General features: G+C 48.7%; 16 protein-coding genes and 1 tRNA gene. 9 read left to right on the forward strand and 8 right to left on the reverse strand.

What is annotated here, in order from left to right; translation table 11 throughout:
- Positions 1 to 107 precede the first annotated feature (107 nt).
- Entirely contained in the window at positions 108 to 653 is a 546-nt protein-coding gene (locus COW20_01695) for a hypothetical protein (protein PIW50641.1), read from the reverse strand.
- Positions 654 to 873: 220 nt separating this feature from the next.
- On the opposite strand from COW20_01695, the gene COW20_01700 reads away from it, so the two are divergent.
- Positions 874 to 3,066: a hypothetical protein gene (locus COW20_01700; protein ID PIW50642.1), complete on the forward strand. Its 2,193-nt coding sequence runs from the start codon at positions 874 to 876 to the stop codon at positions 3,064 to 3,066.
- Positions 3,067 to 3,133: 67 nt separating this feature from the next.
- Positions 3,134 to 3,217 (forward strand) — tRNA-Ser (locus tag COW20_01705).
- Positions 3,218 to 3,272: 55 nt separating this feature from the next.
- Here the strand turns inward: COW20_01705 and COW20_01710 are convergent.
- Positions 3,273 to 3,887 (reverse strand): sugar transferase, encoded by a 615-nt coding sequence (locus tag COW20_01710; GenBank protein PIW50643.1) that lies wholly within the window; start codon positions 3,885 to 3,887, stop codon positions 3,273 to 3,275.
- A gap of 42 nt (positions 3,888 to 3,929) precedes the next feature.
- Entirely contained in the window at positions 3,930 to 4,886 is a 957-nt protein-coding gene (locus COW20_01715) for a hypothetical protein (GenBank protein ID PIW50644.1), read from the reverse strand.
- A gap of 221 nt (positions 4,887 to 5,107) precedes the next feature.
- On the opposite strand from COW20_01715, the gene COW20_01720 reads away from it, so the two are divergent.
- Together COW20_01720 and COW20_01725 are read left to right on the forward strand one after the other, a co-directional pair.
- Positions 5,108 to 6,331 (forward strand): hypothetical protein, encoded by a 1,224-nt coding sequence (locus COW20_01720; GenBank protein PIW50645.1) that lies wholly within the window; start codon positions 5,108 to 5,110, stop codon positions 6,329 to 6,331.
- 3 nt (positions 6,332 to 6,334) lie between these two features.
- On the forward strand, positions 6,335 to 7,156 hold the full coding sequence (locus tag COW20_01725) for an inositol monophosphatase (GenBank protein ID PIW50646.1): 822 nt from the start codon (positions 6,335 to 6,337) through the stop codon (positions 7,154 to 7,156).
- Here COW20_01725 and COW20_01730 read toward each other — a convergent pair.
- Together COW20_01730 and COW20_01735 are read right to left on the reverse strand one after the other, a co-directional pair.
- Positions 7,139 to 7,768, reverse strand: coding sequence for a hypothetical protein (locus COW20_01730; GenBank protein ID PIW50647.1), 630 nt, complete (start codon positions 7,766 to 7,768; stop codon positions 7,139 to 7,141). The two genes, COW20_01725 and COW20_01730, sit on opposite strands and share 18 nt — an antisense overlap.
- Before the next feature lie 83 nt (positions 7,769 to 7,851).
- Entirely contained in the window at positions 7,852 to 10,158 is a 2,307-nt protein-coding gene (locus COW20_01735) for a hypothetical protein (protein ID PIW50648.1), read from the reverse strand.
- Between the two features lie 173 nt (positions 10,159 to 10,331).
- Here COW20_01735 and COW20_01740 point away from each other — a divergent pair, with 173 nt between their 5' ends.
- Complete coding sequence (locus tag COW20_01740) at positions 10,332 to 11,720, forward strand: hypothetical protein (protein ID PIW50649.1); 1,389 nt, start codon at positions 10,332 to 10,334, stop codon at positions 11,718 to 11,720.
- Here COW20_01740 and COW20_01745 read toward each other — a convergent pair.
- Entirely contained in the window at positions 11,709 to 12,110 is a 402-nt protein-coding gene (locus COW20_01745; protein ID PIW50650.1) for a hypothetical protein, read from the reverse strand. The two genes, COW20_01740 and COW20_01745, sit on opposite strands and share 12 nt — an antisense overlap.
- A gap of 152 nt (positions 12,111 to 12,262) precedes the next feature.
- Here COW20_01745 and COW20_01750 point away from each other — a divergent pair, with 152 nt between their 5' ends.
- Positions 12,263 to 13,912: an alpha-amlyase gene (locus tag COW20_01750; GenBank protein PIW50651.1), complete on the forward strand. Its 1,650-nt coding sequence runs from the start codon at positions 12,263 to 12,265 to the stop codon at positions 13,910 to 13,912.
- A 126-nt stretch (positions 13,913 to 14,038) separates the two neighbouring features.
- Here the strand turns inward: COW20_01750 and COW20_01755 are convergent, their stop codons facing one another.
- Entirely contained in the window at positions 14,039 to 17,179 is a 3,141-nt protein-coding gene (locus COW20_01755) for a hypothetical protein (protein PIW50652.1), read from the reverse strand.
- A complete protein-coding gene (locus COW20_01760; GenBank protein PIW50653.1) occupies positions 17,176 to 18,003 on the reverse strand; it encodes an MBL fold metallo-hydrolase in 828 nt (275 codons plus the stop codon). The genes COW20_01755 and COW20_01760 overlap by 4 nt, the downstream gene beginning before the upstream one ends.
- A 157-nt stretch (positions 18,004 to 18,160) precedes the next feature.
- Here COW20_01760 and COW20_01765 point away from each other — a divergent pair, with 157 nt between their 5' ends.
- The 3 genes from COW20_01765 (at position 18,161) to COW20_01775 (ending at position 25,675) form a co-directional block, all read left to right on the forward strand.
- Complete coding sequence (locus COW20_01765; GenBank protein ID PIW50654.1) at positions 18,161 to 19,078, forward strand: hypothetical protein; 918 nt, start codon at positions 18,161 to 18,163, stop codon at positions 19,076 to 19,078.
- Between the two features lie 321 nt (positions 19,079 to 19,399).
- Entirely contained in the window at positions 19,400 to 21,508 is a 2,109-nt protein-coding gene (locus COW20_01770) for a DEAD/DEAH box helicase (GenBank protein PIW50655.1), read from the forward strand.
- Positions 21,509 to 21,616: 108 nt separating this feature from the next.
- Positions 21,617 to 25,675 (forward strand): hypothetical protein, encoded by a 4,059-nt coding sequence (locus COW20_01775; GenBank protein ID PIW50656.1) that lies wholly within the window; start codon positions 21,617 to 21,619, stop codon positions 25,673 to 25,675.
- Positions 25,676 to 25,726: the final 51 nt, after the last annotated feature.

A 25,726-nucleotide genomic window follows, 5' to 3' on the forward strand; every position in this document is an offset into this window, starting at 1 on the left:
GACAGGGATCTTTTCTGTCGGGCAGCTGACAAAATGCTCGCATTCAAAAAAATCAAAAACAGCACCTGGTTTCAAGCGCTGTTTTGAGTGCTGGGTTCTGAATGGGATTAATGCTTTTCGCCTGGATGGTGATGCGGGGTTTGAACCTCTTCAAGCGTGTGACGCAGGGTTTCGTTTTGTTGAAACTGCATTTTCAGGGCTTCATTGAGATCTTCCTCTGAAATCAGGCCTTTTTCGGTTAGCACTTCACCCAAATGTTTTTCGGGGTGTTCTTTTTGGAATTCAATGGCTTCAACCAATTGTGAAAGGCGAATGACCTGACGTTTGATCAAGATTTCTCCCAAGCGTTCATGCTGAGAAAGACGTTCCCATTTTTCTTCGTTGGTCATGCGACCCAGTTCTCGCAGGCTGTCATCAACCGATTGGCTGCCCCGGATTTGGGCGATCAAATAATCGACAAGGGCATCTTGGGTAATAAAACCCTTTTCAACAGCGAGTTCACCCAGGCGCTTGCCCGTGCGTTCCTGTTCCTGCATGAGATCCGTCAATTGTGAGAGTTTCAACGCATTGATCCGGACCAGCATTTCACCGAGACGCTCAACACGGGTGAGCTTTTCCCAGTTTTCCTGTTCCTTGTGAGTTTCAGATTCCATCATATGTCCCTTTCCGCGCAAGGATAATGCCGATCGGATTCGGCTGATATAAAGAGCTGCCAACCCTGACATTCAGGACTGTCAAATACTGGTAAAATACATGCAGAATCATACCATACCCCTGGGATTGAAACCAGTTGCATGCAAACGAAAGCCTCTATTTTATAGCTTCAACTAAAAAATTTCAGAGTTTGTGACCTGAACGCCGAAGGGAAAACGCTTGAATACGATTCTCGAACACTTCAGTCAGTTTTTGTTTGCGCAAAGAAAATGGATCGTCTTGCTCTGGCTGGGGCTGATCCTGCTGGCGATTTTGAATTTAGGTCTTAACCCGCATCAGAATGAAGAAACTGAACTTTCCGGCGCAAGCGGAACCGAGGCCGCAGAAGTCGTAAAAATTCTGCGTACTGAGTTTGCTTCCCGTTTGGGAAGCTCGGCGGCTTTGGTGCTCGAAAACTCAGTCTTTGCAGAGACTTTAGCCCAAGATCTTAAAGCCCATTTTCCCTTACTCAGCCGTGTAAAAGAAATTTCAAGTCGCAAAAAACACCAGTACCGACTTTTTTTGCTTGAGTTTCGACCCGATTTGCGCTTGCCTGAAGCTCAGGCCCAAACCGGCCCCTTACGCAAGTATCTTGCTGACTGGTCGAAACGGCATTCCGGTAAAATTTGGTTGACGGGCAATACTGCTTTTCAGTATGACGCGCATCAGGAAGGGCGCAAGGACTCACACCGGGGCGAAAGTATTGCCCTTTTGCTGTCTTTTTTGATCCTGGTGCTCAATTTTGGGGCCTTAACCGCTGCTTTTTTGCCTTTGTTGATGGGGGCTTCGACCCTGATCCTTTTGAACAGTCTCTTGAAATTACCGGGATTTTCAGTTAATCCCGTTTCGCGGATCTTAACGGGCTTGGTCGGTTTGGCCCTGGCGATTGATTATTCTCTCTTTCTCGTCAGTCGATTTCGAGAAGAAAGACAGGCCGGGCATACGATTGAGGAATCTTTGCGTATTACCCTGGCACTGGCTGGGGAAACGATTCTTTTTTCGGCCTTGATCATGTTTTGTAGCATCGCTGTGCTTTTGATTCCCGATGTCAGCCTCAGCCGGGCTGTGATGCAGGGAATTCTGTTGGTGATTCTGATCTCATTGGGCAATGCCCTGCTGGTTTTACCGGCCTTGCTGGCCCTGGGGGAACCCTATCTCGATCGCCCCCGTTTTCTCTCCCGCTGGATAGCCAAAATCGACAGCTATCCCTTTTGGAAAAAATTTTCAGAGCAGATTACTGCACATCCAGGCCGCTATTTTATGCTTTCTTTGTTGCTTTTAGGTATTTTTGCCTGGCCCGTGACCCGCATGAAACTTTGGGAGCCCGTTCAGGCCGTTGCGCCGAGGAATTCAGAATCGATGGAAGGCTATCTGCGTTTGCAGGCCGATGGCTGGGGAGGCGAGATTTTACCCGTGATCCTGGTTCTCAAAGCGCCTCCTGGAAAGACTGTATTTGATCCTGCTGTGCTGCTGGCTTTGGATCGTTTGAGCCAAGATCTGCTGGCACAACCCTTCGTCTCTGAAGTAAAAGGTTTGATGAGCTGGAGTCCGGGATTTGAATCTCGGGATTATCTGGCACTTTACAATACCCTGGGGGCCTTCGGCCTCTTGAGCCGCCCTGATCCGCGCTTTGCATCTTTGGTGAATCAGAGTTCAGGCAATCACTTGACGCTGATTCAGGTCTTGCCCAAGGATCCGATGGAGCTTGACGATACCCGCAAAATATTAAATTTTACCCGAAACTATGCCCAAGAGCATCCAGAATTAAAACTTTTATCTGGGGGGGTCGTTGCGCGGGTGCAGGACTTTACCCATGAGTTGTATCGCCAAACGCCTCTGATTTTAGGCTTGGTTTTTGGGAGTATTTACCTCTTGCTCTTTGCTGCCATGCGAACCTTGATCTTGCCGATCAAGGCTGCAATCATGAACTTCTTGCCGATACTTTCAGCCTTTGGCTTGCTGACCTTGGTTTTTCAAGACGGTTGGTTCAGTTCGGTTCTACATACCCCTGTCAATGGTGCGGTTACGAATATTGTGCCCCTGGTGCTTTTCTGTATTATTTTTGGTCTGAGTATGGATTACGAGGTGCTCATTCTGAGCCGAATCAGCGAAAATTATCACCGCCATGGGCAAGTTCGTGAGGCCATTGTTGAAGGTTTGGCCCGAAGTGGTTCTGTGATTACAGGGGCTGTGTTTATTTTATTGGGGGTATTTATTCCTGGCATTTTTTCGAGTTCGCCGCAAACCCAGGAGATTTGTTTGGGAATATCAGCGGCTATTTTATTGGATGCCACCGTAGTCAGACTTTTACTTGTTCCCAGTTTTATGATGCTTTTGGGGCGTTGGAACTGGTGGCGACCGGGTAAGAAATAGTGGCAGTTTTTATCAGTCTGATTCACATCAGGGGGGGGCGTATGTTATTCTGGGTTTGTCCACTTTTGGAGGGAGTCCGGGTGGTGAGGAAGCTGTCTTGAAAACAGTGGCCCCTTTGGGGTTGCGGGTTCGAATCCTGTTCCCTCCGCTAAAAAACCGGTTGCTTAGCGCGACCGGTTTTTTACATTTTTTGTCTGAAGCAGTGTTTAATTGACCCCGCGTTTTGACAAGACGGCCAGTGGGGTCAGGCAGAGGATTTTAAAATCCATTCCCAAAGAAAGATTTGCAATATACTCGAGATCTAGATTGAGTTTGGTGGGGATATCCAATTCGTCCCGACCATTGACTTGGGCCCAGCCACTTAAACCGGGGCGCACCTGAAAAACACCCCGCTGACGTTCAGTATAATCAGCAACGATGGGTGGCACTTCAGGCCGAGGGCCAATAAAACTCATTTCACCCTTCAGAATATTCAAGAGTTGAGGCAGTTCATCGATACTGGTGCGGCGTAGAAGCTTGCCGAAGCGGGTGATGCGGGGATCATTGGTTTCGGTTAAAAGGGGGCCGATTTTATCTGCGCCAGCCACCATGGTACGAAATTTATAAATTTGAAAGGGGGTCTCATTCAAGCCCACACGGGTTTGAAGGTAAAAAATGGGCCCCTTGCTTTCGAGGCGTATCAGCAGGGCCACGCACAGTAAAAGGGGAGCCATACAGAGCAGCATCAACAGTGCAAAGCAAAAATCCAAGGAATATTTCAGGCGTAGATAGGGTTTAGCATCCACAAGCGCAACAGGTTTTATTAAACTTTCAGTATTCATATTTTTTTATTCCCAATCCTGAAGGGACTTAATCAGTTGGGCTTAAGCCTCTGGGTTTCCTTGCGCTTCATCGAGCGCTTCACGAAAGCTTTCCACCGTTTCCAATAATTGAGCATAGCAGTTTTCGAGTTCGTGGGTTGCAAATCCCTGTTCCTGAAACAGATCAATTTCATCGGCAAAACGATCGCAACTATCTAATAAAAATTCCAGGCGGGATTCATAAATCTCTATCTGTTTGAATCCTTGGGAGCTTTTAAGCGTGAAGATCGCTTTCTGGCTTTGTTGGGTTTGTTTGGCAATTTTTTGGAGCAAACTTTGGAAGGCTTCATTGACTGCTAAATTTTTTTTCCATTCCCTGATGATTTTTTCAAAGGGGTAAAGTGCGATTTCAAGAGCGGTGCAGTCTTCTTCTGCTTCAAGCATTTTCAGCTCGGCTTTTAAATCACGATAGCTGAGATTGAATTGCTCAAGTGTTTGGGTTAAATTTTCAAGATCGTCTGCTCTGCCAGAAGGCAAGGGCAGTACTTTTTCCTGAGCCGCTTGGCAAGCTCTTTGAATATCAAGCAAGAGTTGTTCGGGTGTCAGGCTGTTTACCGGAAGGGGAGAACTTGGAAGGGGCGCTGGCACAGAGGGGGGGGGATTTGAGCGGGAAACTACTTGGGTCGGAGGGAGATAGAGGGCTTTTAAGAGTTTCTGAGCATCTGCCTGTCGGGGGTTGAGTCTGAGTGCTTCGCGCAAATACGGTTTGGCCTGTTCATTTTCTTGAATGAGCATCAACAGATAGGCCAAACCGACGAAGGCTTCTGCTGAATTTCTTTGCGTTTTTACAGCGCGCACAAAACATTCAAGCGCTTGCTTGAGCTGGTCTTTCTGTTCAAACTGAGAGTTCCAGACCTCGGCCAAAATCTGGTATCCCATCAAGCACAGATCCTGTATATGCTCTGTGCGGCTGGATTTTATTTTGCTTTGGGTTTCACGCAGGGCCTGTAGATCGAGCATCTTTCTCAATCTTTCTGATTCAATTTATTTAGTGACCTGTCCCCATTATAGCTTTTCATTTTTTAAATGCGTATCGGGCAATCGCTCTATAAATTTTAAGATTTAATCCAGAATTACAATGAGATTAACCTTTGCTTTAACTTGATAACGTCAGCTTTTCACACTTGTCTTCTACAAACAAACTATCGAGAGAGATCGCGAAGAGAGAGGAATATTAGAAAATGAAACGTCATCAAATTTTAGCTGCCCTGACCTTGACCCTGAGCTTGACCGCCTGTGGTGGCAGCGTGAATTCTCCTGGCTCTGCTACCGTTGGCTCCTTGGGGGCCTCCTCCTTATCCTCTTTAAGTGATGCTGGCAGCTCAGGTATTACCCCCATCGAAAGTCTGGATGACAGCAGTTCTGCTGTTGCCCCAATTGAACAAGCTGCAGCTCCTGAATTGGCTGCCCCTCTTGCTGAAGAAGCACCTGCTCTTGATGCGCCTCTTGAAGAAGCTCCTGCTGTAGACACTACTGCACCCGCTCTCGAACAAACTGAAGCTGAAGTGCCTGCTGCAGATGCCGCTCAAAATCTGGATGAAATTCCTGATATGGATTTGGGTTCCCCTTATGTGCCTTCTGGCAGCAGCCTGGGGGGCGGTGCTGGTTATATTGCTGATGGCAATTATAAGGTCGATCAGGACACATTTAATCAGTGGCAGCCCGTCAGTGTTGTTTCTGATGGTTCTTCGATCTATGTGGCTGCCGTTGATGTGAAAACACCGACCAAAGGCACGGTGATTCAAATGGATACCTCAGGTGGCAGTTGGAAAGACCTGGGCAAATCCCTGCTTTCAACCTTTACCTTGGGCGCAGCTGGTTATAAAATGCCCAAAACCATTCAAGCAGCCACCCTCGATGACTCTGGCAATCTGATTGTGACAGACGCGCAAAGCAAACTTTATCGCATGGATGCCGCCGCTAAATACAGCACCACGGCTGTAGATGCCGCTCTCTCAGATGCGCTGGATCTTACCACCGCCGGTGGCAATATTTTCGTAGCGACCACCAGTGGAATTCAAAAATTTGATGCTTCTCTCTCTGCAGGTTCTGCTTTCAGCACTGTGATTCCCTCTGGCGGCGTAGGCCATGACAGCCAGGGCAATCTCTACGTGGTTTCTAACAATGCCATTCAGAAAATTGACAGCAGTGGCAATGCTTCACAGGTGGTGAGTGGCTTGACCTCTCCCCTGGATGTCAGTGTTGACAGTGAAGGAACCATTTTCGTACTCGAAACCGATGGTGTGAAATACTTTAAATCCAGCGGTGAATCCCTCGGCAGTTTTGGCTCTGGTGACTTCTCCGCTCCCAAATCCCTCTTTGTAGATTCCAGCGGCACGGTTTTCGTCGCTGATTCTGGTGCAAGCTATAAGGAATCTCAAATCGTAAGATTTACAAAGGGTTAAGCATTGCAGACTGAGTTAAGTACTTATCTAGAGTTCGCACTTGAAGCCGCCCGATTGGGCGGCTCTCAGTTGCTTGATTACCGGGGCCACCTGTCTAAAATTCGCAGCAAAAGCAGCAGTGGTGATTTGGTGACGGAAGCAGATGAGGCTTCTGAAGCCACTATTTTAGACTATCTGAAGCAAAATCTGCCGCAACATGCCCTGCTCGCCGAAGAATCAGGTCGTCAGGAAACTGGCAGTGATTGGCTTTGGGCGATTGATCCTCTGGATGGCACGCTGAATTATGCCCACAATTTGCCTTTTTTCTGTGTCTCACTGGGCCTGCTTTATCAGCAAAAGCCCGTATTGGGAGTCATTTACGCTCCCGTGCTGGCCGAAACCTTTGCCGCTTATCAGGGCGGGGGAGCCACCCTGAATGGGGATATCTTTCAGGTCTCACCTGTTGAGACCCTTTCACAAAGCTTTCTGGCGACAGGTTTTCCCTATCGCAAAGCCAGTCTCGAAGACAATAATTACGCTGAGTTCTGCTATTTGGCTGATCAGGTTCAGGATATCCGTCGCCCGGGTTCTGCCGCTTTGGATTTGGCCTATGTAGCCTGCGGGCGTTTTGATGGCTTTTGGGAACGTCATCTCAATGCCTGGGATATTTGTGCGGGAGCTGTTTTAGTTCAGGAAGCCGGTGGAAAAATCAGCAATTACCAGGAAGGGACGCTCGATCCTTTTTCTGGCGAAATTCTTGCCAGCAATGGCCGGATACACACTCAAATGGCTTCCCGTCTGCAAGCCGTTCAATCCTCTGGCCTACATTTAAAAGTGACCATTTGAGCGGACCCTGCGCTGAAACTCTTTGGCCTTTTCTAAACGGGGCAGGAGTTCTTTAAAATAGTTACAGAGACGTTCTAAGCGTTCGTTTTCGCTGCGACTTTCCAAAAGTTCCAATTTGATTTCAGTTTCCAGACTGAGCAGGGCGGCCAGTTGGAAACTGATCGCATCGGTGTCAAGACTCCATTCTGCGTCAGAGCCAATCAGACTGAGAAAGGTTTGGTAATTTTCAAGCAATTTTGTTTTTAAGTCGGGATCCGGTATTTCGCTGGGATTCAGATCTTCAAAATAGCGAATTTTTGCCTGAAGATAAGAGCGGGAATGATCCAATTCCAAGACATGAAAACGCTGACTGCCCTGGGTCATGATATCCAGTTGACCATCTGCGTACTTGTGCAAGATTTGATGCACAATCACCGTACAGCCTGTTTCGTGTAATTTCTGAGGATGGGCGAAATTGATGCCGATCGGAAGGTACTGATTGCTGCCTGCGACCGGTGCGCAGTCGGCGATCATTTGCTTGTAGCGGGGTTCGAAGATATGCAGAGGAACAGGTTCTCCAGGCAGGGGAACGATTCCCAGTGGAAAAATTGGGATCAGGATTTCAGAAGACATGCCAGTTTCCTTGTGGTGATTCCATTTTTGACAGTATACACGAACTGTTTGGTTTGAAAGCAAGACCGATCAAATCGTTCACACTATCGGGCCCAGTCGGGTTCATTTTCACCAGGAAAGAGACAGTCTCTCCAGCCTGGCAAGAATTTACCCAGATCCCGCGCCAGGAGCGCCCGGCTGTCCCAATCAGGATCGGGCAGGGCCACTTCCAGAGGATCGATGGTATTCAAACGGCAGGGGTGGGTATTGCCTGTTTCCATCGCAAGCAAATCCCGTTTCCAAAAGCTGAGGGCCCGTGCCTGCCAAAGATAGCCATAGCGATAGGCTGTTGGGTTGAGTCCCCAACCTGCGATGCGCTCAGGATCGGTACGGTAGTGGCTTTCCCTCTGTTTGACGGTTGTTTGTGCTCGGTTGAGCTGGGTTTTGGCGAACGCCAGCCAATGGGCTGCCTCTTGTTTTTGCCCGACCTGACTGAGGGCTGCATGTTCATACTCTGCAAGTTTAAAGCCCGCACGCAAGGCGTTGATTTCAAGACCCGCCACGAATTCTGCCGTAAATTCTGATGGATACTGTCTTTGCAAATTTTGGGCTTCTCTTGCCAAGGCTTTAAATTCGCTGTGCATTTGCGCTAAGAGCGGGCGAATCTCACGCAGATAAGTCTGGAGTGCCTGGGGCTGTTTGCGCAGATCTTCGGGTTCCAGCCGATCCGGTTGGGTTTGAAATCCTTTGAGAATCCCTGATTTTCGAGCCAAGGCGGCAATTTCGCTCCAGGCATCCACACCTGCCAGATAGGCCATGCCCGTATGTTTTTCAATTTCTCTGGGGTTTTTTCCCTGAAGCTGGCCCAAGACCAACAAACGGTATTGGCTGGCAATGGTTTTTTCGAGCAGTTCAGTCCAGGCCATTTGCCCTGCTCCAGCGGGTTGCAGGGCATCAAACAAGAGAAAATGTAAGGCTTCGGCTTCTGAGCTTTTACCAAAATCAGGGCTCCAAGCTGCACGGCTGCTGATCCGGTCATTCAGCCAATAGCCCCATTCAAAGCCACTTGAAAAAAGCATTTGGCCCTGAATATCCAGGGCTGGCCCTGGGTTGCCGGGCAGACGAGAGCCTGCCAAGATCCAGATATCATGCAGGCGTCTGGCGGCATAGACCGGTAAAAACAAAGGCTGGTTGATATCGTAATTGACCCAATAGCTGCTCTCAGGAAACCAAAGCAAAGGGCGTCTACCAGCTTCCTGACGGATAAACTGATGCATCTGCGAAAAATCTTGGTGTCCATAGGTGGGAGCCGGGTCGTCCAAACTGTAGATTTGAACGGTATGGGGCATGATGCCAAGTCGGGGATCTGCGTAATGGGGCAAAAAATTAAAATTGAGCGGGGCACCCGTTTGCGGATCCCGGTAGCGCTCAGAGACTTGGCCGCTTGAAATATGGATTTTGGTATAGAAATGTTTGTGATACTGGTCTTCGAGGTGGGCGGTTGCCGTATTGAGCCAATCCAGCATCAATTGATCTCCGGCATTGTGAAACTCACTCAAGCCCAGTTCTGTGCTTACAAAATCAAAGCCAGCTTCCATCAGCCAATCAAGATTTTCACGAATCTGTTCCTGTTCCTGACGCAGTTCACCAAAACGGGTCACCAGCCTCCAGGCATTTTGCTGCCCCAAAGCCAGCGGGACGTCGATACCGGCTTTGATGCCCCAGCGATGGGCCTGTTCTACCAAGCTTTTCAGGCGTTTCTGTCGCAAAGTACTGCGAGAAAATCCCTGCCAAGGCCCTTTTTCAAGCAAGACCCATTCCACTTCATTTTGGCGGTTGGCGATCAACCATTCCAAATAGCTTTCCCATTCCCCCCGCAGGCTTTCCCAACCTTGGGGGTCGCTGGGGCCACCAGGGCCCCAGCCATTCAAAACATGGGTCATTTCCAGGGGATGCATGGTGTGATGCACCAAACCTCTTTGGGGCCAGAAAGGTTTTTCTCTGTGCTGTTCTCCCGCTGAGGGCAGATTCAGCTGGGGGGGCGAGAGCACCTGAAAAGGATGATTGAAACGAAAACCCAGACGCTCGAGCAGGGCATAACTTCCGTAAAGCAGGCCCCGGTTGGTGGGATCGTCTTTTTCTACCTTGCCCCAGACCTGAAGTGTGAGCCCTTCAGGGGTCTTTTGGGCCTGCCATAAAAATTCTTCTTCAGCCAGATCAACAGGTGCTGGGGAGGTTCCCAACTCCAGCCTGAGTTGAACAGGCACTTCAATTTTCTCGAAATGCTGGACAATGCGTTGGCAGATTTCTGAGGGCATGCTCTGGCCACAGGCGATATGAATGGCTTGGGCCTCAGCTTTGAGCGGGGTGAGCAGGGTCAGGGCCAGAAGGGCTGCGCTCCACTTAAACATCTTTTTTTCCTGGATCAATCGTGATAATTCAGAATGACACGGATGAAAGACCCACGACAAGCTTGCGTTGCTCTGAATTGTAGTGGGCTGGACCTTGGCTGTGAGAGATGTACCCTTGTCAGCGCTTGGGCTCAGTTAGAATAGAAGCAAGTTAGTACCTGGAGCACGCCCGCATGAAAGGCCTTCTCAACTGCCGTTTACCTGATCCCCCCTTTGATCAATCCCTGCCTTTCCCGATTTGGTTGGCTCCGGTTTGTGAGAAACCGGTTTTGGAGTATTATTTTGACCTTTTTCTCTATTTGGGGGTGACAGAGATTTTACTTGTCGATTATTTACAGACCCCAGAAATTTCTGCTCGCTATGGCACGGGAGCTGCCTGGGGCATTCAGCTCAGTTATATTGAAGGTTTATCGGGCGAGGTTTTGCCTGAAACCTTAGAGCGTTTAAAGCATCATCTTCAGGATGATTTGCTTGTGGTGGATGGCCCTCTTTTTCCCTTTTATGATCGTCAGACCCTGAAAACCCTTCAACTTCCCCGTGAAACGGGGATTTACAGTTTGAATCAAAGGCATTTGGACCTCACCGACAATATTCTTTTGGTTTCGCATCAACTCCTGAATACCTTGGTGAGTGAGAATCGTTTTGATGCCTGGATCCAGGTACCTTTGGACTACCATCCCGAGGTGCGTTTTCCCGTTATTCCGCTGCACAGTCTGGCTGCCTATCTTCAGATCAATCTTGAAATTCTGGGGCGTGCTGAGCGTTTTGAACTTCAGGCGGTGCAGGAGCCCGATAAAATCTGGAAAGGCAGAAATGTTCATGTTCAGACTGAAGCGCAGCTGGGCTCGCCTCTTTGGTTGGGAACAGATACGGTTCTCGGAGCGGGTGCGCAGGTTTCACGCAGTCTTTTAACCGGACACGTCAGAGTGGAAGATGAGACCCAGCTTCAAGAATGTTTGGTGATTGGCCCCAGCTATTTGCAAGGCGTGAATCTGCAACGCAAGTTTGTGATTGGGCAAGAGATTCTTCACCCTGCCAGCGGCCAAAGAGAGCGCTTGCAGATTGAGTGGGCTCAGCAAAATCGACTTCAGGAGCCCGCTGCACGCTTAGAAAAACTCAGTTGGGAAAAAGACTGGATAGAGAATTTTTTACGCAATCGGCGCAAGGCCTATGCCTTTTTAGAACGCTTTGCACGTTTTCAGAACAAGCGATTTTATGCGAATGCCCAGGGCCAACTCTTGGAGCTGCCGGTGTTTAAACAGCGCAAACAGCCAGCTCTGCCTGAAAAATGGTTTTACCATTACCAATTGGACAAGGTGCCTTGGTATGAGGCGGTTCTGAAGGGCGAGCTTTGGTTGGTGGGCAACCAATTGCAGGAAGAAGGCCCCGCAGGATGGGAAAGGGTGAATCAACTGCCTGTCTATGCCCCTGGCATTTATGCCTATGCCAATTTGCCCGAGCTGGCCCATCTGCCAATGAATGAACTCTATTATTGCAATGCTGCCAGCCTGGATTTAGATCGCTGGATTTTGGAGCAAAGCTTAAAAGACCTAAATGCTTGAACGGCTGCGCATTTTGGCGTTCATGGCGTATTTATTATAGGCCATTTGCATAATATCCGTGAAAATCACACGCATCAGACCTTCCTGTAAAACGGTAAAGGTATCCTGAATCATGTGAGAATCAACTTCAAAAGCGGATTGAATCCGGCTGTATTCTTTGAGAAACTGGTTGATTTTGATCTGACGCAAAAGGCCGTCCTGATCGACGAGCGTGATAAAATTGGGCCCCAAAAGTTTATGCGCATCTTCTGACCAAAAAGCCTTTTCGGTCAAAACCAGATCGCGACGACGGGGTTGTTTGATCGTAAAGATCATCGGTGCGAAATTGAGCATGGCCTGGGTTTTCATTTTAAACTCAATCGATTCTACGATAAAATTTTCAGCTGACATCGCAGGCCCCTTTATTACATTTTTGATGCTTTTATCATATCATACCTTGAGTACACTCTCTGAGCGGCCCTGGCGAAGAGGATAGTGCCGATTGAATTGTTAAATAATTTAAATTTTAAGAAAGTTTTTCTTAAGAACACGTGATATTATCCATGTGGTCCCGTGTGTCTTTCACCGAATCTGGAGGTCCTATGCGAAAAATCCATCCCTTTAAAACCGCTTTGAGTACCACTTTGGCATCTGCTCTGCTCTTTTCAGGTTGCAGTATGCTGCCTGGCAATGCCCGGAGTGTACAGAATCTTGCTCCTGCCCCCCTGAACCGCCTGGCTGCCAATGCCGCGCCTGTCCGCGCACAGAGTAAATCGACTGATCTGCGCAGCGCCAGCCGTATCTGGCAAGACGAAATTATCTATTTCGTCTTTACCGATCGGTTCTCCAACGGCGATCGCAGCAACGATTTCAATGTTCAGAACAATCCTTGGGCCTACCATGGCGGGGATCTTCAAGGGGTTATCAATAAGCTCGATTATATTAAGGATTTGGGGGCCACAGCGATTTGGCTGACGCCCATTATCGACAATCGAGACAATGGCTTTGTCGCCGATTTTGGCGGAGGACACAAACAGGAAATCTGGGGCTATCACGGCTATTGGTTTAAAGACTTTTATAAGATAGATGAGCATTTGGGCGATATGGCCAAGTTGAAACAATTGGTCGCTGAAGCGCATCGCCGGGGCATTAAAATCCTTTTGGATATTGTCGCCAACCATACCGATTATGATCATCCTTTTGCAGTGCAGGGCAAAGCCAAGGGCAGCAAATACTATAATTGGTTCAACCACAACGGTGTGATCAAAGACTGGAACAACCAGTGGTGGGTTGAAAATGGCGAACTGGCAGAATTGCCTGACTTGAATCAAAGCAACCCAGAAACAGCCCGATATATCATTGATGCGATGAAATGGTGGATTACCCAGTCGGGTGTGGATGGTTTCCGGATTGATACGGTCAAACACGTACCCCGCAGTTTCTGGCAACAATTTAACCGTGAGATACGTGCCTTTGCTGGGAATGACTTCCTGCTCTTGGGTGAGATTTACACGGGCTACCCTGAATTCCAGGCAGATTATCTACGCGAGGGCATGCATTCTGCTTTTGACTTCCCACTTTATTACGCCATCAAAGACGCCTTGGGTGGGGGCCAAAGCATGCGCCGTTTGGGTGAAATTTTTGATAAAGACGGGGTCTATCCCGACGCTTCTTTGCTTTCGCCTTTTATCGACAACCATGATGTGCCCCGCTTTGTACATGAAGCCTCGGGTGATAAACGCAAACGCCTGATGTTGAGTATTGCTTTTATCATGTCAATTCGTGGCTTGCCCATGCTCTATTACGGCACTGAAGTCGGCTTGCCGGGTGGGCCTGATCCTGACAACCGTCGGGACATGGATTTTAACCGTGACAGTGGTTTACGGGATTATGTGAAATTCATGACCAATCTGCGCAAACAAAACCGGGCCATGCGTCGCGGTCGTCAGCTCGAAATGTGGAAAGACGAACAGGTCTATGGTTTTACCCGTCTGACAGAAAATGCGGCTGAAGAGATGATTGCCGTTTTCAACAATAGCGAACAGCCCCAAACCCGTCAAATTCCCCTGCGTGCTGAAAGCCCGAACAAGGCAAGCCAGAATCGCTTGGTGAATCTGCTCAATCCGCAGGAAACCCTTCAAATTCAGGGGGGAGCGATCCAGGTCACTGTGCCCCCGCTCTCTGCTGCGATTTATCGTTTGAGCGGCAAATAAAGCCAAAATGGTATTGTGAACCCGCTAAGCACTCTCAGCAGCGCTTAGCGGGTTCTTTTGATTGGAAGATCCTTTGATCCAATCAAAACTTTGTTTGGAAATATCAGACCCACACGTGATAGTGGTTTAAGTATGCTGTGAACTGGGAAGATAGGATTCCATTTGGGTGAGATTTTCCCCCAATCGTTTAGACAGAATTTCCAAGAGACTGCGCGCAAAAACGGGATAGGTTTCTACCACGTCGATAAAATCTTCTCTTCCGATCCGAAGCAGTTCGCAATTGCTGAGCGTTCTGACGCTTCCCAATCGGGGAGAGGCATTGAGAATTTCCACTTCTCCGAAACATTCTCCAGTTCCCAGACGGGTGACTTCGCGCCCATTGCGTTCTACGATGACTTCGCCTTTGTTGATGACATAAAAGGCATCGCCGGGTGAACCCTGTTTAAAGACGCGGGTATTGACTGGCAATAAAATTTCTTCGGCAGTATGGGCTACGGGCGTCAGTTCTTCTGCGCGAAACTGATTGAAGAGCTGGGTTTTCTTTAATAAAAAGACTTTGTCTAAGAGTTGAAACACGTTTTTTTCCTCCTCAGTACTGGGGGCCGGGTTGCGAACCCAAGTGGCGATTCGATTCAGCCAAAGATCCTCTTGAATCAGGGTGCTGCTCCACCAGGACTGGCCAATATAAGCGTCAATAAAATCACGATCCCGGCCCAGTGCCAAGCGTTTTTCCATTGGAATTTCATCCATCAGCGGCAGGGTCAGTTCGACCAGATCCCGGCTCAGGGTATAGTTTAAGACCTCTAAACTCAAGGCCCGGTAGTGGGGGGCCTGGCTTTTGAAGTTCAGATAGGCCTTGTACATTTCATTGGGATTATAGAGCAGGGCAAAGAGTTTAAACAGCATATTCTGCACAAAAAGGATGCGCTGTTTGAGTTCCTGCTGTAAAAGTGGGGCCCGCTCACGGTTGATGGGATTGCTCTGCAGCAGGGAAAGCAGAAAATAATAGGAATATCCAAAGCGAAACTCACGTTGGATCTGGTAATGAATAATGTGGTTGTATTCTGAAAGATTAAACATGAGCTTGCGGCGCAGGTTTGTGCAGGCTTTAAGTGCTTGGTATTTGTGTCGGACATGGGGTTCTTGTAAAATTTCAAGCAGGCTGGCAATGGCCTGGGGCGTTTCAAAACTGCTCAGCAGTCGGATGAGTTCTTGGCGATAGTCATGGCTGCTGGTATTTTTTTTAAATTCTTTCACGGCCTGGGGCAGGATCAATTCGGCGGGAAAGTGTTGCAGACTGTACAAGGCTTCACGGGTGGTGCGACGATCTTCAAGTGCTTTGAAGAGTTGCGGCATGAGCTTGGGTTCAGGGGTGAGGCCTGCGGCGTTTAAACACACTTTCCTGATTTCAACAGCTTCGGAAGCCAACAGTTCGGCAAAATCTTTGCGGAAATAGCGAATCCCGATCGCCCCCATAATACTGGCTGCTGCACAGAGTTCTTCCTGTTTTTGACTGCCCATTAAACTTTTTAAATGTTCTGCTCCTGCCAGGACGCCTTCAATGCCCCCCCGTGTAAACAGAAAGACGGTAGCTTCAGCCTGTACCGCCAGATGTGTGTCTTTGAGGTGTTCAATCGCGATGGCGTTGATCGACTCATCTCCCATATGCTGCAAGGCCTGAAAACAGGCTTGGCGAACCCTTCCCACCCGCTCGTGGCGCAGCAGGTGTAAAACGATATCCACCAGATCTGGATTGGCTTGATGGCGAAGAATATGCATGGCCGTTTCGCGTACATAGGGATTTTCGTGTTCTATCAGAGGCAGAAGTTGATCCTGAGGAAGTCGCAAGGCATGGGTTTTCAATAATTCGAGCGAAAACAGCACCATTTCTGGATTGTCCTGGGCCAGGCTTTCTTCAATTCGGGCACTGGAAAGTTGAATGGGAGACTCGTTGCTTTCTTCATCTACCAAAAGGCGTTTGCGCATCAGGGATTCATGCAAGCTTTGGGTATAGGGTTTTTTCAGTTCAAGACTGATCAGAATGCCCGCGAGGGCAAAGGTCAGGCTTAAAATTGCCAGGCCAAGCGTATTGCCCTGCATGACAAAAATGGCCAAGCTGACCAAGGGGACTGTGGCCAGCCCCAGAATGCCATTGACTGTGAGTTTGAGCTGGCGGCGGGTAGTGGAATCAAAAGGCAGATAGACCAATTCTGTGGCGGTTTTAAAGACTGAATTGCGTGTAATCTGTTCAAAGAATTTGGTGGCTGTAATCGAAAACAATGAAGGCCTGAAAATAAAATAACCCATGCCCATGCTCAAAGCGACAGGGGTCAGGGCCATGCCGAATACCACGCCATAGGCGTTGATCAGACGGTTTTCGACAAGGGCTTGGATAATCAGCACGCAGATATTGGTGATCGCAAGATAAGTGCCCATATAGGCGGTAATTTCGTTCTGACTAAAATGCCCTCGCAATTGCACCTGCAGATGATAATCTGCGATCGTCGAAGAGGCTCTGACGCTGATCAGAATCAAGATCATCAAGAGCAGCAAACGATTTCCCAGGATGCCTTTCATGAATTCTTGCAGTTGTTCCTGCAAGGAGTTTTGTTCTGCACTTTGTGTGCTTGCATTTGCTCCAGGATGTGTCAGGCTGTATCTTTGCAGGATCAGGCTCAGTCCTGAAAAGACACTCAAAAGAAGAACACAGATAAACAGCAGATTTTCGGTGCCTAAGCTGCTGGCCAGTGAAAGGCTGATCCAACCCCCACTGATGGCGCCAATCGTGCCGCCAAAGCCAATCAACGGAAAAAGACGTTTGGCTTTGCGGCTGTCGAGGCAATCCCCATACAGGCTCCAGGTTTGAAGCAAGGTCAAACCCAGAAACGTATCACAGCAAATCGGCAGCACAAAGCGTATCCAAGCCGCTTTGCTGAGCAAGAGAAAACGCCCGCTCAACAGAATCCCAATAAAGATCAGGCCCAAACCGATGCTTTCATATTTTCTGTCAATTTTTCCCAAAACAAAGCGGGAATAGACCACCGAGAGCACAAAGGTTAAAATCGATTCTGCTAGAAAATACCAGGGGTACCAACTGGAGTCAAAGGCACCTAAAAATAAGCCGGTATTCAAACTGCGTTGCAGCGATTGGTTACACAGTGCGACTGAAAAATGCAGCAGCATGAGCAAGAGCAGGCCCCATTCGTTGCTACGTACACCCACAAAAGCATTGACGCGCCGAAGTCCCTGTTTCAAAAGACTACTCAAGGTTGGCCTGCCTGCTCTTTAAAGGCCTGTGGGTCATGTGAGCACAGAATTTGTACGTCGGGGTGCTGACGGGACAAGAGTTGCAATTTGAGGAGCGTATTGCCCCATTCAAAGGCATTCCAAGGCTCGAGAACCTGTAGCAGCAAGAGGCCAGGGGAACAGTTTATTCCTGGAAAAGACAATTGGCCCCTCTCAAAAAAAGCATCCCCGGCATGAAGTAACCAACCTGTTGGGGTTTGAATCGCAATACCACTGTGCCCGCGGGTATGGCCACGCAGCGGAATCAGTAGAATTTCCTCTGGCAATCCCCGTAAACTGCGTACAGCATTGAGGCCTTTCCACGTCTCCCCTAGGGGCTCATAGGTTTCCCACTGCACGTCATGTTTCCATTGGCGGGGCAAATAGCGCCAGATTTCAGCAAGAGAGGGCTGGCTGACCGCTCCCTGGTATTCGTTAAGGTGAAGATGAACACGGGCCTTCGGAAAGTCAGCAAGGCCACCGGCATGGTCAAGATCCAGATGGGTGAGCACAATATGTCTGACCTCTTCAGGTGCAAAACCCAATGCCTTGATTTGAGCCAAGGCGGTTTCCTGGGCGTGGTAGCGTGGGGGAGAAAAGGTATCCAGCAAAGGGCTGACAAAACCCAGGCGTAAATCTTCCCGTCCCAATCCTGTATCGATCAGCACCAATCCAGCTTCTGTTTCAAGCAAGAGACAATGGCAAACCAGCATTCCAGGTTTCAGGAGAGAACCCCTGCCATTGAAAAGTTTTTGGCTGAGTGGGCACAAGGTGCCACAATTGAGATGGTGTATTTTGAGGGCCATGCGCCCTATCATACCATGGCAAAAATCCTTATTCCAGCCCATTTTCAGCTGAATAGGCCTTGGACGTTTTTGTAAGGGTTTTTCAGGCTGGAAGTGAAAAAACTAAATAAGGAGAGTTAATCCTTGCTTGGGTTCCCTGTTATAATACAGCCAGTTTATGCTAAAGGAGTTTCCTCAATTGAAACGCATTTTTGCTTTGAGTTTATCTGCTTCGCTCCTCTTCTCTGCCTTGATGGGCTGTGCACCAAAATATCCAGGAGATGATTCTCCTTTCATGGGTAAAATTCTATTGACCCAGGTGGTCGATAACAATGAAGAGATCTTTCTGATGAATGCGGATGGCAGTGGAAAGGTCAATCTCAGTAAAAATGCAGCTGCGGATACCATGCCGCGTTGGTCAATGGATCGCTCCAAGATCGTTTTTGTTTCCGATCGCGATGGCAATCCAGAAATCTATAGCATGGATGCCAATGGCCAGAATCAGCGTCGTTTGACCGACCATCCCGATCGCGATCTCTATCCCGATTTTGCCCCTGATGGCAAACACATTACCTTTACCTCTGAACGCGATGGCAATGAAGAGGTTTATATCATGAACGTTGATGGGTCTCAACAAAAAAATATCAGCAACCATCCTGCTGGAGACGCTGTTTCCCGTTGGTCGCCCGATGGCAAAACCCTGCTCTTTGTCTCTGATCGGGATGGCAATAACGAGTTGTACACGATTGGCATTGATGGCAAAGGGGCTCAGAACCTGACCCGTCATCAAGGACAGGATTACGGCGGCACTTGGTCAATTGATGGCAGCATGATTGCTTTTGCTTCCAGTCGGGATGCAGACTCCAATGAAATTTATATCATGCAGGCTGATGGCTCTAAAATTCGCCGTCTCACCACCGATCAACTTGCAAAATTTGGACCGGTTTTCTCACGGGATATGAAACGGATTCTTTTCTCAGGTGCAAAGAGCCAAAGCAGTTCCACGCAATATGATTTGTTCCAAATTAATCTGGATGGTTCGGGTTTGCGCAATCTTACCAATTCTCCCACCGACTCGAGCGAAGGGGACTGGTAGGGCGTTTCTACCTGTAAATTTTTGCTCACAAGCTTCTGGGCTCGGGGTGCCTTGACCCCATGCTCAGAAGCTTGGACTGGGTTTTTGTACTTCAAGTTTTGGCACGGTCTGAACCTACTTAATTGTCAGCAGGATAAGAGGAGTGCTATGCTTTAAGGGCATGCATTTTATTCATATTTTCAGCTTTAACCCGCAAATCAGGGTTTATCTTGTCCCTCCCCAGACGGATTCTCTCGCTGGGACGTTTTCTGTCTCTCGATTAAGGAACAGATTTTAAGCATGCCATTAGCGCTTTAACAATAATAACTTCCATGGAACCCTATGAAATTTTCAGATTTTGATTTACACCCCCCCTTGCTTCAAGCACTCGATGAAATGGGCTATACAGGCCCCACTCCCATTCAAGAAAAAACGATTCCAACGCTGCTTGAAGGCCGTGATGTCATTGGTTGTGCCCAAACGGGTACCGGTAAAACTGCGGCTTTTGCCTTGCCTGTTTTGCAAAAGATTAAACCGGGTGCCAGCGCGCATCCCCAGGCTTTGATTATTACGCCGACACGTGAGTTGGCTGAACAGATTTTTCAGGCCATTCAAGACTATACCCGTTTCATGCCAGTACGTTGTGTTGCTGTGTATGGGGGCGTGCCTTCCCGAACTCAGGAATCAGCACTCAAAAAAGGTGTAGATATTGTCGTTGCGACCCCTGGCCGTTTGTTGGATTTGCTGCAAAAACCTTCCTTGCGCCTCTACGACGTGCGTTTTCTGATTTTAGATGAGGCGGATCGGATGCTGGACATGGGCTTTATACCCGATGTGGAGAATATTGTCAGCTATGTTCCCCGCACCCGGCAAACCCTGTTATTTTCTGCCACCATGCCCCCTGAAATTGAAAAATTGGCACGCCGTGTGACCCGCACCCAATCTGCAGAGATGATCGTGATTGGCGAACGCAGTTCTTCAGCGGATACGGTGACACAGTGGATTTGCAAAGTGGGCGATCGCGAAAAAGAAAGACTCTTGATTTCGCTGCTCAAACAACCCGAAATGACGTCTACGATTGTGTTTACCCGTACCAAGCTGGGGTGTGCCGAGCTGAGCCGACGTCTGGAACAGGCGGGTATTTCAGCCATGGCGATTCACTCCAATCTTTCGCAGGTTCAACGCCAGAATGCCTTGGAACGTTTTAAGCGTGGGGAGTGTGAAATCCTGGTTGCTACCGATATCGCGGCCCGAGGTCTGGATATTGAGCATATTTCCCATGTCGTCAATTTTGATACCCCGACCCATCCTGAAGATTATGTGCACCGCGTCGGCAGAACAGGCCGCGCTCTGGCCAAAGGAGAGGCGTATACCTTTGTTTCTCCTGCCGAAATCCGGCATCTGAAAAATATCGAAAAACTGATCAATCGCACCTTGCCTGAATGGTCAGACCAACGTGAAACCCCAAAATTGGAAACGGAAAAAACCGTTAGTCAGGGAAGTGAGCGCGGGAAAACCACTCACAAAAAATCAGCAGAGACCAAGCCTTCTCAAAAAGCGCAAGAAACAAGGTCTGTTTCGCCTAAAAAAGAGAGACCGCTCAAAAATACGGGCAAAGCAAAATCTCAGCGCTCGACTGTTGAAGAGGGCGCAGCGCTTCAGGAGAAGAAAAACAGCACGGCAGCTCGTTCAAAAAAACAGGTGCCTCAGGCAGAGCCTGAAACACCCAAACTGATTGAAGCGGGGAAGGCCCCTGCTCGGCAATTAAAGGCGGGCAAGGATCCTGAAGCGCAAAAGAAACTCAAACCTGGACCTGCGCGTGACACGCATAAAAAATTGCATCCAGGATCAGAGCCCAAGCTTTTACTTGAAACCTCGAGTGAACCCGCTCTTTTGCCCTCAACTCAGATTCCAAAACCTGCTTCTGCCAAGAAGTCCCGGAATGCTCAACACCTCCGCAAGCCTGTAAAGGCTGAGTTGTCCGTGGTTGATCAGGTAAAACATAAAGAAAACCTTGCTGAAAAGGCCCGTCCCACCAAACGCACACCAGAACCCAGCGATTTTAGAGAGCCTTCCCCTTCAGTAAAATCTGAAAGAGAAGTCGAGCAGAATGTTTCGACACAGACCTTGGGGCCTGCTGCTCAAGAATTGAACCGTCGCAGACAGGCCTCTGAACGCGCCCAGAAGCGTACGTCTGTTTCGCGTTTGACGGCCCATACCCAGGCTTCCGCCTCAACCGCAGAACCGCGCTCTGCCTATGGAGAATCAAAACATCTTTCTCCTCAAGTTTCAGAGCTTTCCCGCCAAACGGTGCGCCAGGAAAAGGCGCCTGTGGCGAATCCTCAAAAAGACTCCTATGCGGCAAGAATGGCGAAACAATCGCCTCATTCCAGTCATGCTCCGCGCTTCTTCCGCAGCGAAGAGGATGTGGATTGGTTAGATGAGGAGTAAATCCGCATTGTCTCTGCTCTTTGCATAATCTTTGCAGGGATTCTATACTAGTAAGATGGGAAAACGCCTTATCTTATCAGAAGAATGCGGTTTAGAACGTTAAATTAAATGTCGATAGCCAGTCCTGAAGACCTTAAATTGATCGAAAAGTTAATTCAACGTGGCTTGGTTGAACGTGCCACTTTGGTGGGCATGCTTGAGGCTCAGAAAAAAGCGTTTGAAGAGTCGCACCGTACTTTGTCAGGGACGCTTTATCAATTGGAGCCAGAAACAGGGCTTTTGCGGGTCAGTGATTTGGCTTCGAAACAGGAGCTTGCTGTTTATCCGCTTTCTGCAAGTTTAACGGGTTCACAGTGGGCCCCCTGGGCAACCCATCGTCTCTTGGTAAAAGAAGACGATGGCACTCAACTTTTTTCTGTTCCTCTTGAAAAAGAGGCGACAGCTGGTTTGGTTCTGTCGCGTGAAGGCGCTTGGGTTTTGACCCAGGAAGGGCTGCAGGCAGATTGGCTTGGTTATGGTCGTAGCAGTCTTTTTCCGGGAAACTTACGCGACAGAAATCAAACAGGACCTTGGGATTTATTCTTTGCTGCAGATGATTCACTTTTTGCCTTGGCCGATCGTGGCGCGGGGACTGTGGATGTCTTTTCAACTCAAAACCATCATAAACTTGCCCATTTTCAAGTGCGGCCTGCGGGCAGTCATTCAGGGCTGAACGTGGCCTTTGATTTGCGTGATCAACGTTTGATCATGACAGACAATACCTCAACGGTTTTGCATGTGGGGAATATCGCCACGGGTCAAATTGAGCAGATCAAGCCGGGTTTGGGCATGTTGGGCAATCTGGTCATGGCCCCTGATTTTGAACACCTCTATCTATTAACTTTGAAGCCCGCTCAAGAATTGCTTTATTTAAAAATTTCGACCTGGTCTGTCAGCAAAAGAATTCCATTGAAAGGAGATCTCTTTCGAAATCAAAGTGAAGTTCCCAGCGATTTACTCCAGCTTTCTCCGAATCAAAGGTTCTTGCTGGTGATGACTTTCCAAAATGCTCCTGATCCCCTCACCCCTGTTGTCTCGGTGATTGATACAGCACAGGTGAAAACACTGCGTCGCTATGCCTTGAAAGACGGTTCAAGACCCTGTCAGATTTTATTTGCCCGACCCAACCCACTTCAATCCTATTCCCAAAAAAATCTCAAGCAAATGCTCTTAGAGTCTGGGTTGGTCAATGAGCAGACTTTGTTCTCCCTAGAGCAGCCAGAAATTGAAATGATTCCGCCCCCTGTACTGCATCCTTCAGATTTGCATCAACCCCAAGAATTTGTGCCTCCGCCTGTTCTGAGCCCCCCGGTGGTGGCCCGAAAGCCTATGCCTGGACCCGTTGCTCCGGCTCCCGCGCAAGCTGAGCCGCTTCCCCCTGCTCCGCCTGAGCCTGAAGCTGTAAAGGCACCGTCAAAACCCAGTGCCTCAGAAATCAGCCTGGGCCCTGAAACAGAAAGCCTGATCGCAAAACTTTTGGCTGAATATTTTAAGCTGGAAACGGGCCTGGAAATCATGGACTTTCCCCGTCCTTGGAAGTTACTGCAGGAAGAAGCTGTCCGGATTCGTCCGATTTTGGAAAAATCCTTTGATGTGCCTGTGGAACTTGAGAAACTGCATGAGGGGCGCAGTCTGAAAATGACCTTGCGCCGCAGGGCGGTTGTGCTCAGACAGGAGCAGGAAAGCTGGTTAAAAGAACATCCTGATCCGATCGTGCCTTTGCAATGTCCGCTTTGTCAGCAGAATCTGATGAATCATTGGGAATGTCAGGTCTGTGGCTATGAGCTTGAAAACGCCTTGCGCAGTTTTAAGGCTCGGATTGCTTCTGCTGAGGCGACGACTGAACTTGAAAATGGCAATTTTGTTTTGCCCGATCCACAGGGCTTGCGCATCCTTGAACTGAATTCCCGCAAAGAAATTGTCTGGCAATTGGATCCTGATCAGCTTTCCTGTGAGTTTCCCAGAGATGCAGTGCGTATGCCGGATGAACGCCTTTTGGTAGCAGACAGCCACCGCCATCAAATTTATGAAGTGGGATTAAAGGGCAAAATTCATTGGTCGATGAAAACCTTTGAATCAGAAACCCATCGCTTGAAAAATCCTGTAAAAATCAGTTGGCGGCGTACCTCCTCAGGTGAGCTGCGTTATTTGATTGTGGATCAGGGCAATCACCGCGTACTTGAAATTGATCATGAAAGTCAGATTTGCTGGAGCTTTGGGGAACAGGGCGTGTCAGGAGACGATACTGCGCATTTGGATTCTCCGACGGATCTTCAATTTACCCCTGATCGCACCTGGTTGATTACCGATGCGAACAATGGCAGGGTTTTGGAATTGGGGGAAGAAGGTGAACTTGAACAGATTTTTGAGCGCGAGTCCTATGGTTTGCTGCGACCGGTTTGCGCCCAACGTCTTTGGAATGGGCATACGTTGATTGTCGATGCTGAAGCCTATCAGATTCTGGAATTGGATCCCTTGGGGGTGGTCAAAGAGCGGATTACTTACTATAAAACAGGCATGCCCACTGAGCTGCGCTTGCTCGAGCCCTCCCGCTTGATTCGTTTGCCCAATCAAGATCTTATACTCTATAACGATCGCAAGGCGATACAAATCTTGCCGCTGCAAAAAAAATTAATTTGGTTTTCAACCCTTGATAAACTTCAGCTTGAAGCTGCCAAACGATCGGAGTATAAGCCTGAATCAGCAGAAGCCCCTCCCCTTCAGAGCCAAGAGTCTCCAACCCGTGAAATTCCTGTTCAGGCAGCAGTTGAACCGCTTGTGCCAACTCCCGCAGCCCCTAAAGATGCTGGGGCCAAGTTTCGCAGAGTTTCAGCCCAAGAACGGCTTCAGGCTTTAATTCAACGCCCAACTGCACCCAAGGCACATTTGGAGAGTTTTGATCATTCTGTGGTCTATACCCGCGAGGGAGCAAGCCTGACTGAACATTCTCCCTATTTAATTGATCAGCGCCACAACGGGATTGTCAGAATAGATCGCAAGGGCCGTGTGATTTGGCATTTTGGTTATGATCTCGAGCAAAGACTTTCGCGTCCTCAATTTTTGCAGGTCACTTCTCACTCGCTCGTGATTGCAGACACGGGCAATAACCGGGTGATCGAAGTTTCGCGCCTGGATAAAGAGCTTCTGAATGAAATCAAGGGGCCGGTCAGTCGTCGTTTGAATCATCCCCGATCGGCGATGCTGCTCAAGAATGGGAATTATTTAATCGCCGATCAATACAATCAGCGTTTGGTTGAAATTACACCCGATAATCAGACTGTTTGGGGATTTAAGCGCGATGAGCTGATTGCCTCGCCGCAGTATGCTGAAGAATTGCCCGATGGTAGCATTCTCTTTTGTGATGCCCTTTTGAACCGGGTGACGATTATTCACCGCTCGGGTCTGGTGAAATGGTTTTATGGCAATCCCATCAAAGGCAAGGGTCAATTGCCAGGAAAACAGGATCGTCTTTTTGGGCCTGGATACGCGACCCGTCTTGAAAATGGGAATTTTCTGATTGCCGATACGCGGCACCATCGGGTCTTAGAAATTAATCCAGAAGGTAAATTAATTTGGGAGTATTATGGGCATGCCCGCAGCAACCGTTTAAACCCGACCTGGTTGGCGCGTTTGGAAAATGGCAATACGCTGGTTTCATTTTTTAACCATACCCGTCTGGTGGAACTGAGCCCTAAAAATGCCTCTGTTTGGTCGTATACCCTGGGCAAAGATGTTTTTCAACCCCCTGTAGCAGGTGATGAGGATACCTTGGTGCAGCATGAGGTTGAAGAAATCCAAACCTTTTACAATGCGGCTGATCGTCGGGTGATCCAAACCGCTCAAGCCAGTGGGCAAGAAGTGGTGGAGTTGCATATCGAACTGATGGATGGCGTACAAATGAAGTCTGTTCGTGCTTCTTTGATTATGATGCAGGTAGAAGAGTTTGGCATGGTGATTAAGTCTTTCCCCCCCCCTGAGGATTTACTGGCAGATCGCTTTGGGCGCCACTTGGTTTTGACCTGTTCCCTCTACAAGCAATTTGATCGCGATCAAGTAGCTCACAAAGTCAGCGGCATTGCTGAAGTGCTTGAGGTCTTTGCCCACGACCCCGATTTAAACATCCATTAAATATTCTTAAAAAAGCCCCTGCTGAATTTTCAGCAGGGGCTTTTGAATCAG

The organism is bacterium (Candidatus Blackallbacteria) CG13_big_fil_rev_8_21_14_2_50_49_14 (genome assembly GCA_002783405.1).
GTDB lineage: Bacteria > Cyanobacteriota > Sericytochromatia > UBA7694 > UBA7694.

Excerpts from the sequence above, each read along its gene's own strand:
- COW20_01695 (PIW50641.1), bottom strand. The coding sequence starts at position 653 with ATGGAATCTGAAACTCACAAGGAACAGGAAAACTGGGAAAAGCTCACC.
- COW20_01710 (PIW50643.1), bottom strand. The coding sequence starts at position 3,887 with ATGAATACTGAAAGTTTAATAAAACCTGTTGCGCTTGTGGATGCTAAA.
- COW20_01715 (PIW50644.1), bottom strand. The coding sequence starts at position 4,886 with ATGCTCGATCTACAGGCCCTGCGTGAAACCCAAAGCAAAATAAAATCC.
- COW20_01720 (PIW50645.1), top strand. The coding sequence starts at position 5,108 with ATGAAACGTCATCAAATTTTAGCTGCCCTGACCTTGACCCTGAGCTTG.
- COW20_01730 (PIW50647.1), bottom strand. The coding sequence starts at position 7,768 with ATGTCTTCTGAAATCCTGATCCCAATTTTTCCACTGGGAATCGTTCCC.
- COW20_01735 (PIW50648.1), bottom strand. The coding sequence starts at position 10,158 with ATGTTTAAGTGGAGCGCAGCCCTTCTGGCCCTGACCCTGCTCACCCCG.
- COW20_01740 (PIW50649.1), top strand. The coding sequence starts at position 10,332 with ATGAAAGGCCTTCTCAACTGCCGTTTACCTGATCCCCCCTTTGATCAA.
- COW20_01745 (PIW50650.1), bottom strand. The coding sequence starts at position 12,110 with ATGTCAGCTGAAAATTTTATCGTAGAATCGATTGAGTTTAAAATGAAA.
- COW20_01750 (PIW50651.1), top strand. The coding sequence starts at position 12,263 with ATGTGGTCCCGTGTGTCTTTCACCGAATCTGGAGGTCCTATGCGAAAA.
- COW20_01760 (PIW50653.1), bottom strand. The coding sequence starts at position 18,003 with ATGGCCCTCAAAATACACCATCTCAATTGTGGCACCTTGTGCCCACTC.
- COW20_01765 (PIW50654.1), top strand. The coding sequence starts at position 18,161 with ATGCTAAAGGAGTTTCCTCAATTGAAACGCATTTTTGCTTTGAGTTTA.
- COW20_01770 (PIW50655.1), top strand. The coding sequence starts at position 19,400 with ATGAAATTTTCAGATTTTGATTTACACCCCCCCTTGCTTCAAGCACTC.
- COW20_01775 (PIW50656.1), top strand. The coding sequence starts at position 21,617 with ATGTCGATAGCCAGTCCTGAAGACCTTAAATTGATCGAAAAGTTAATT.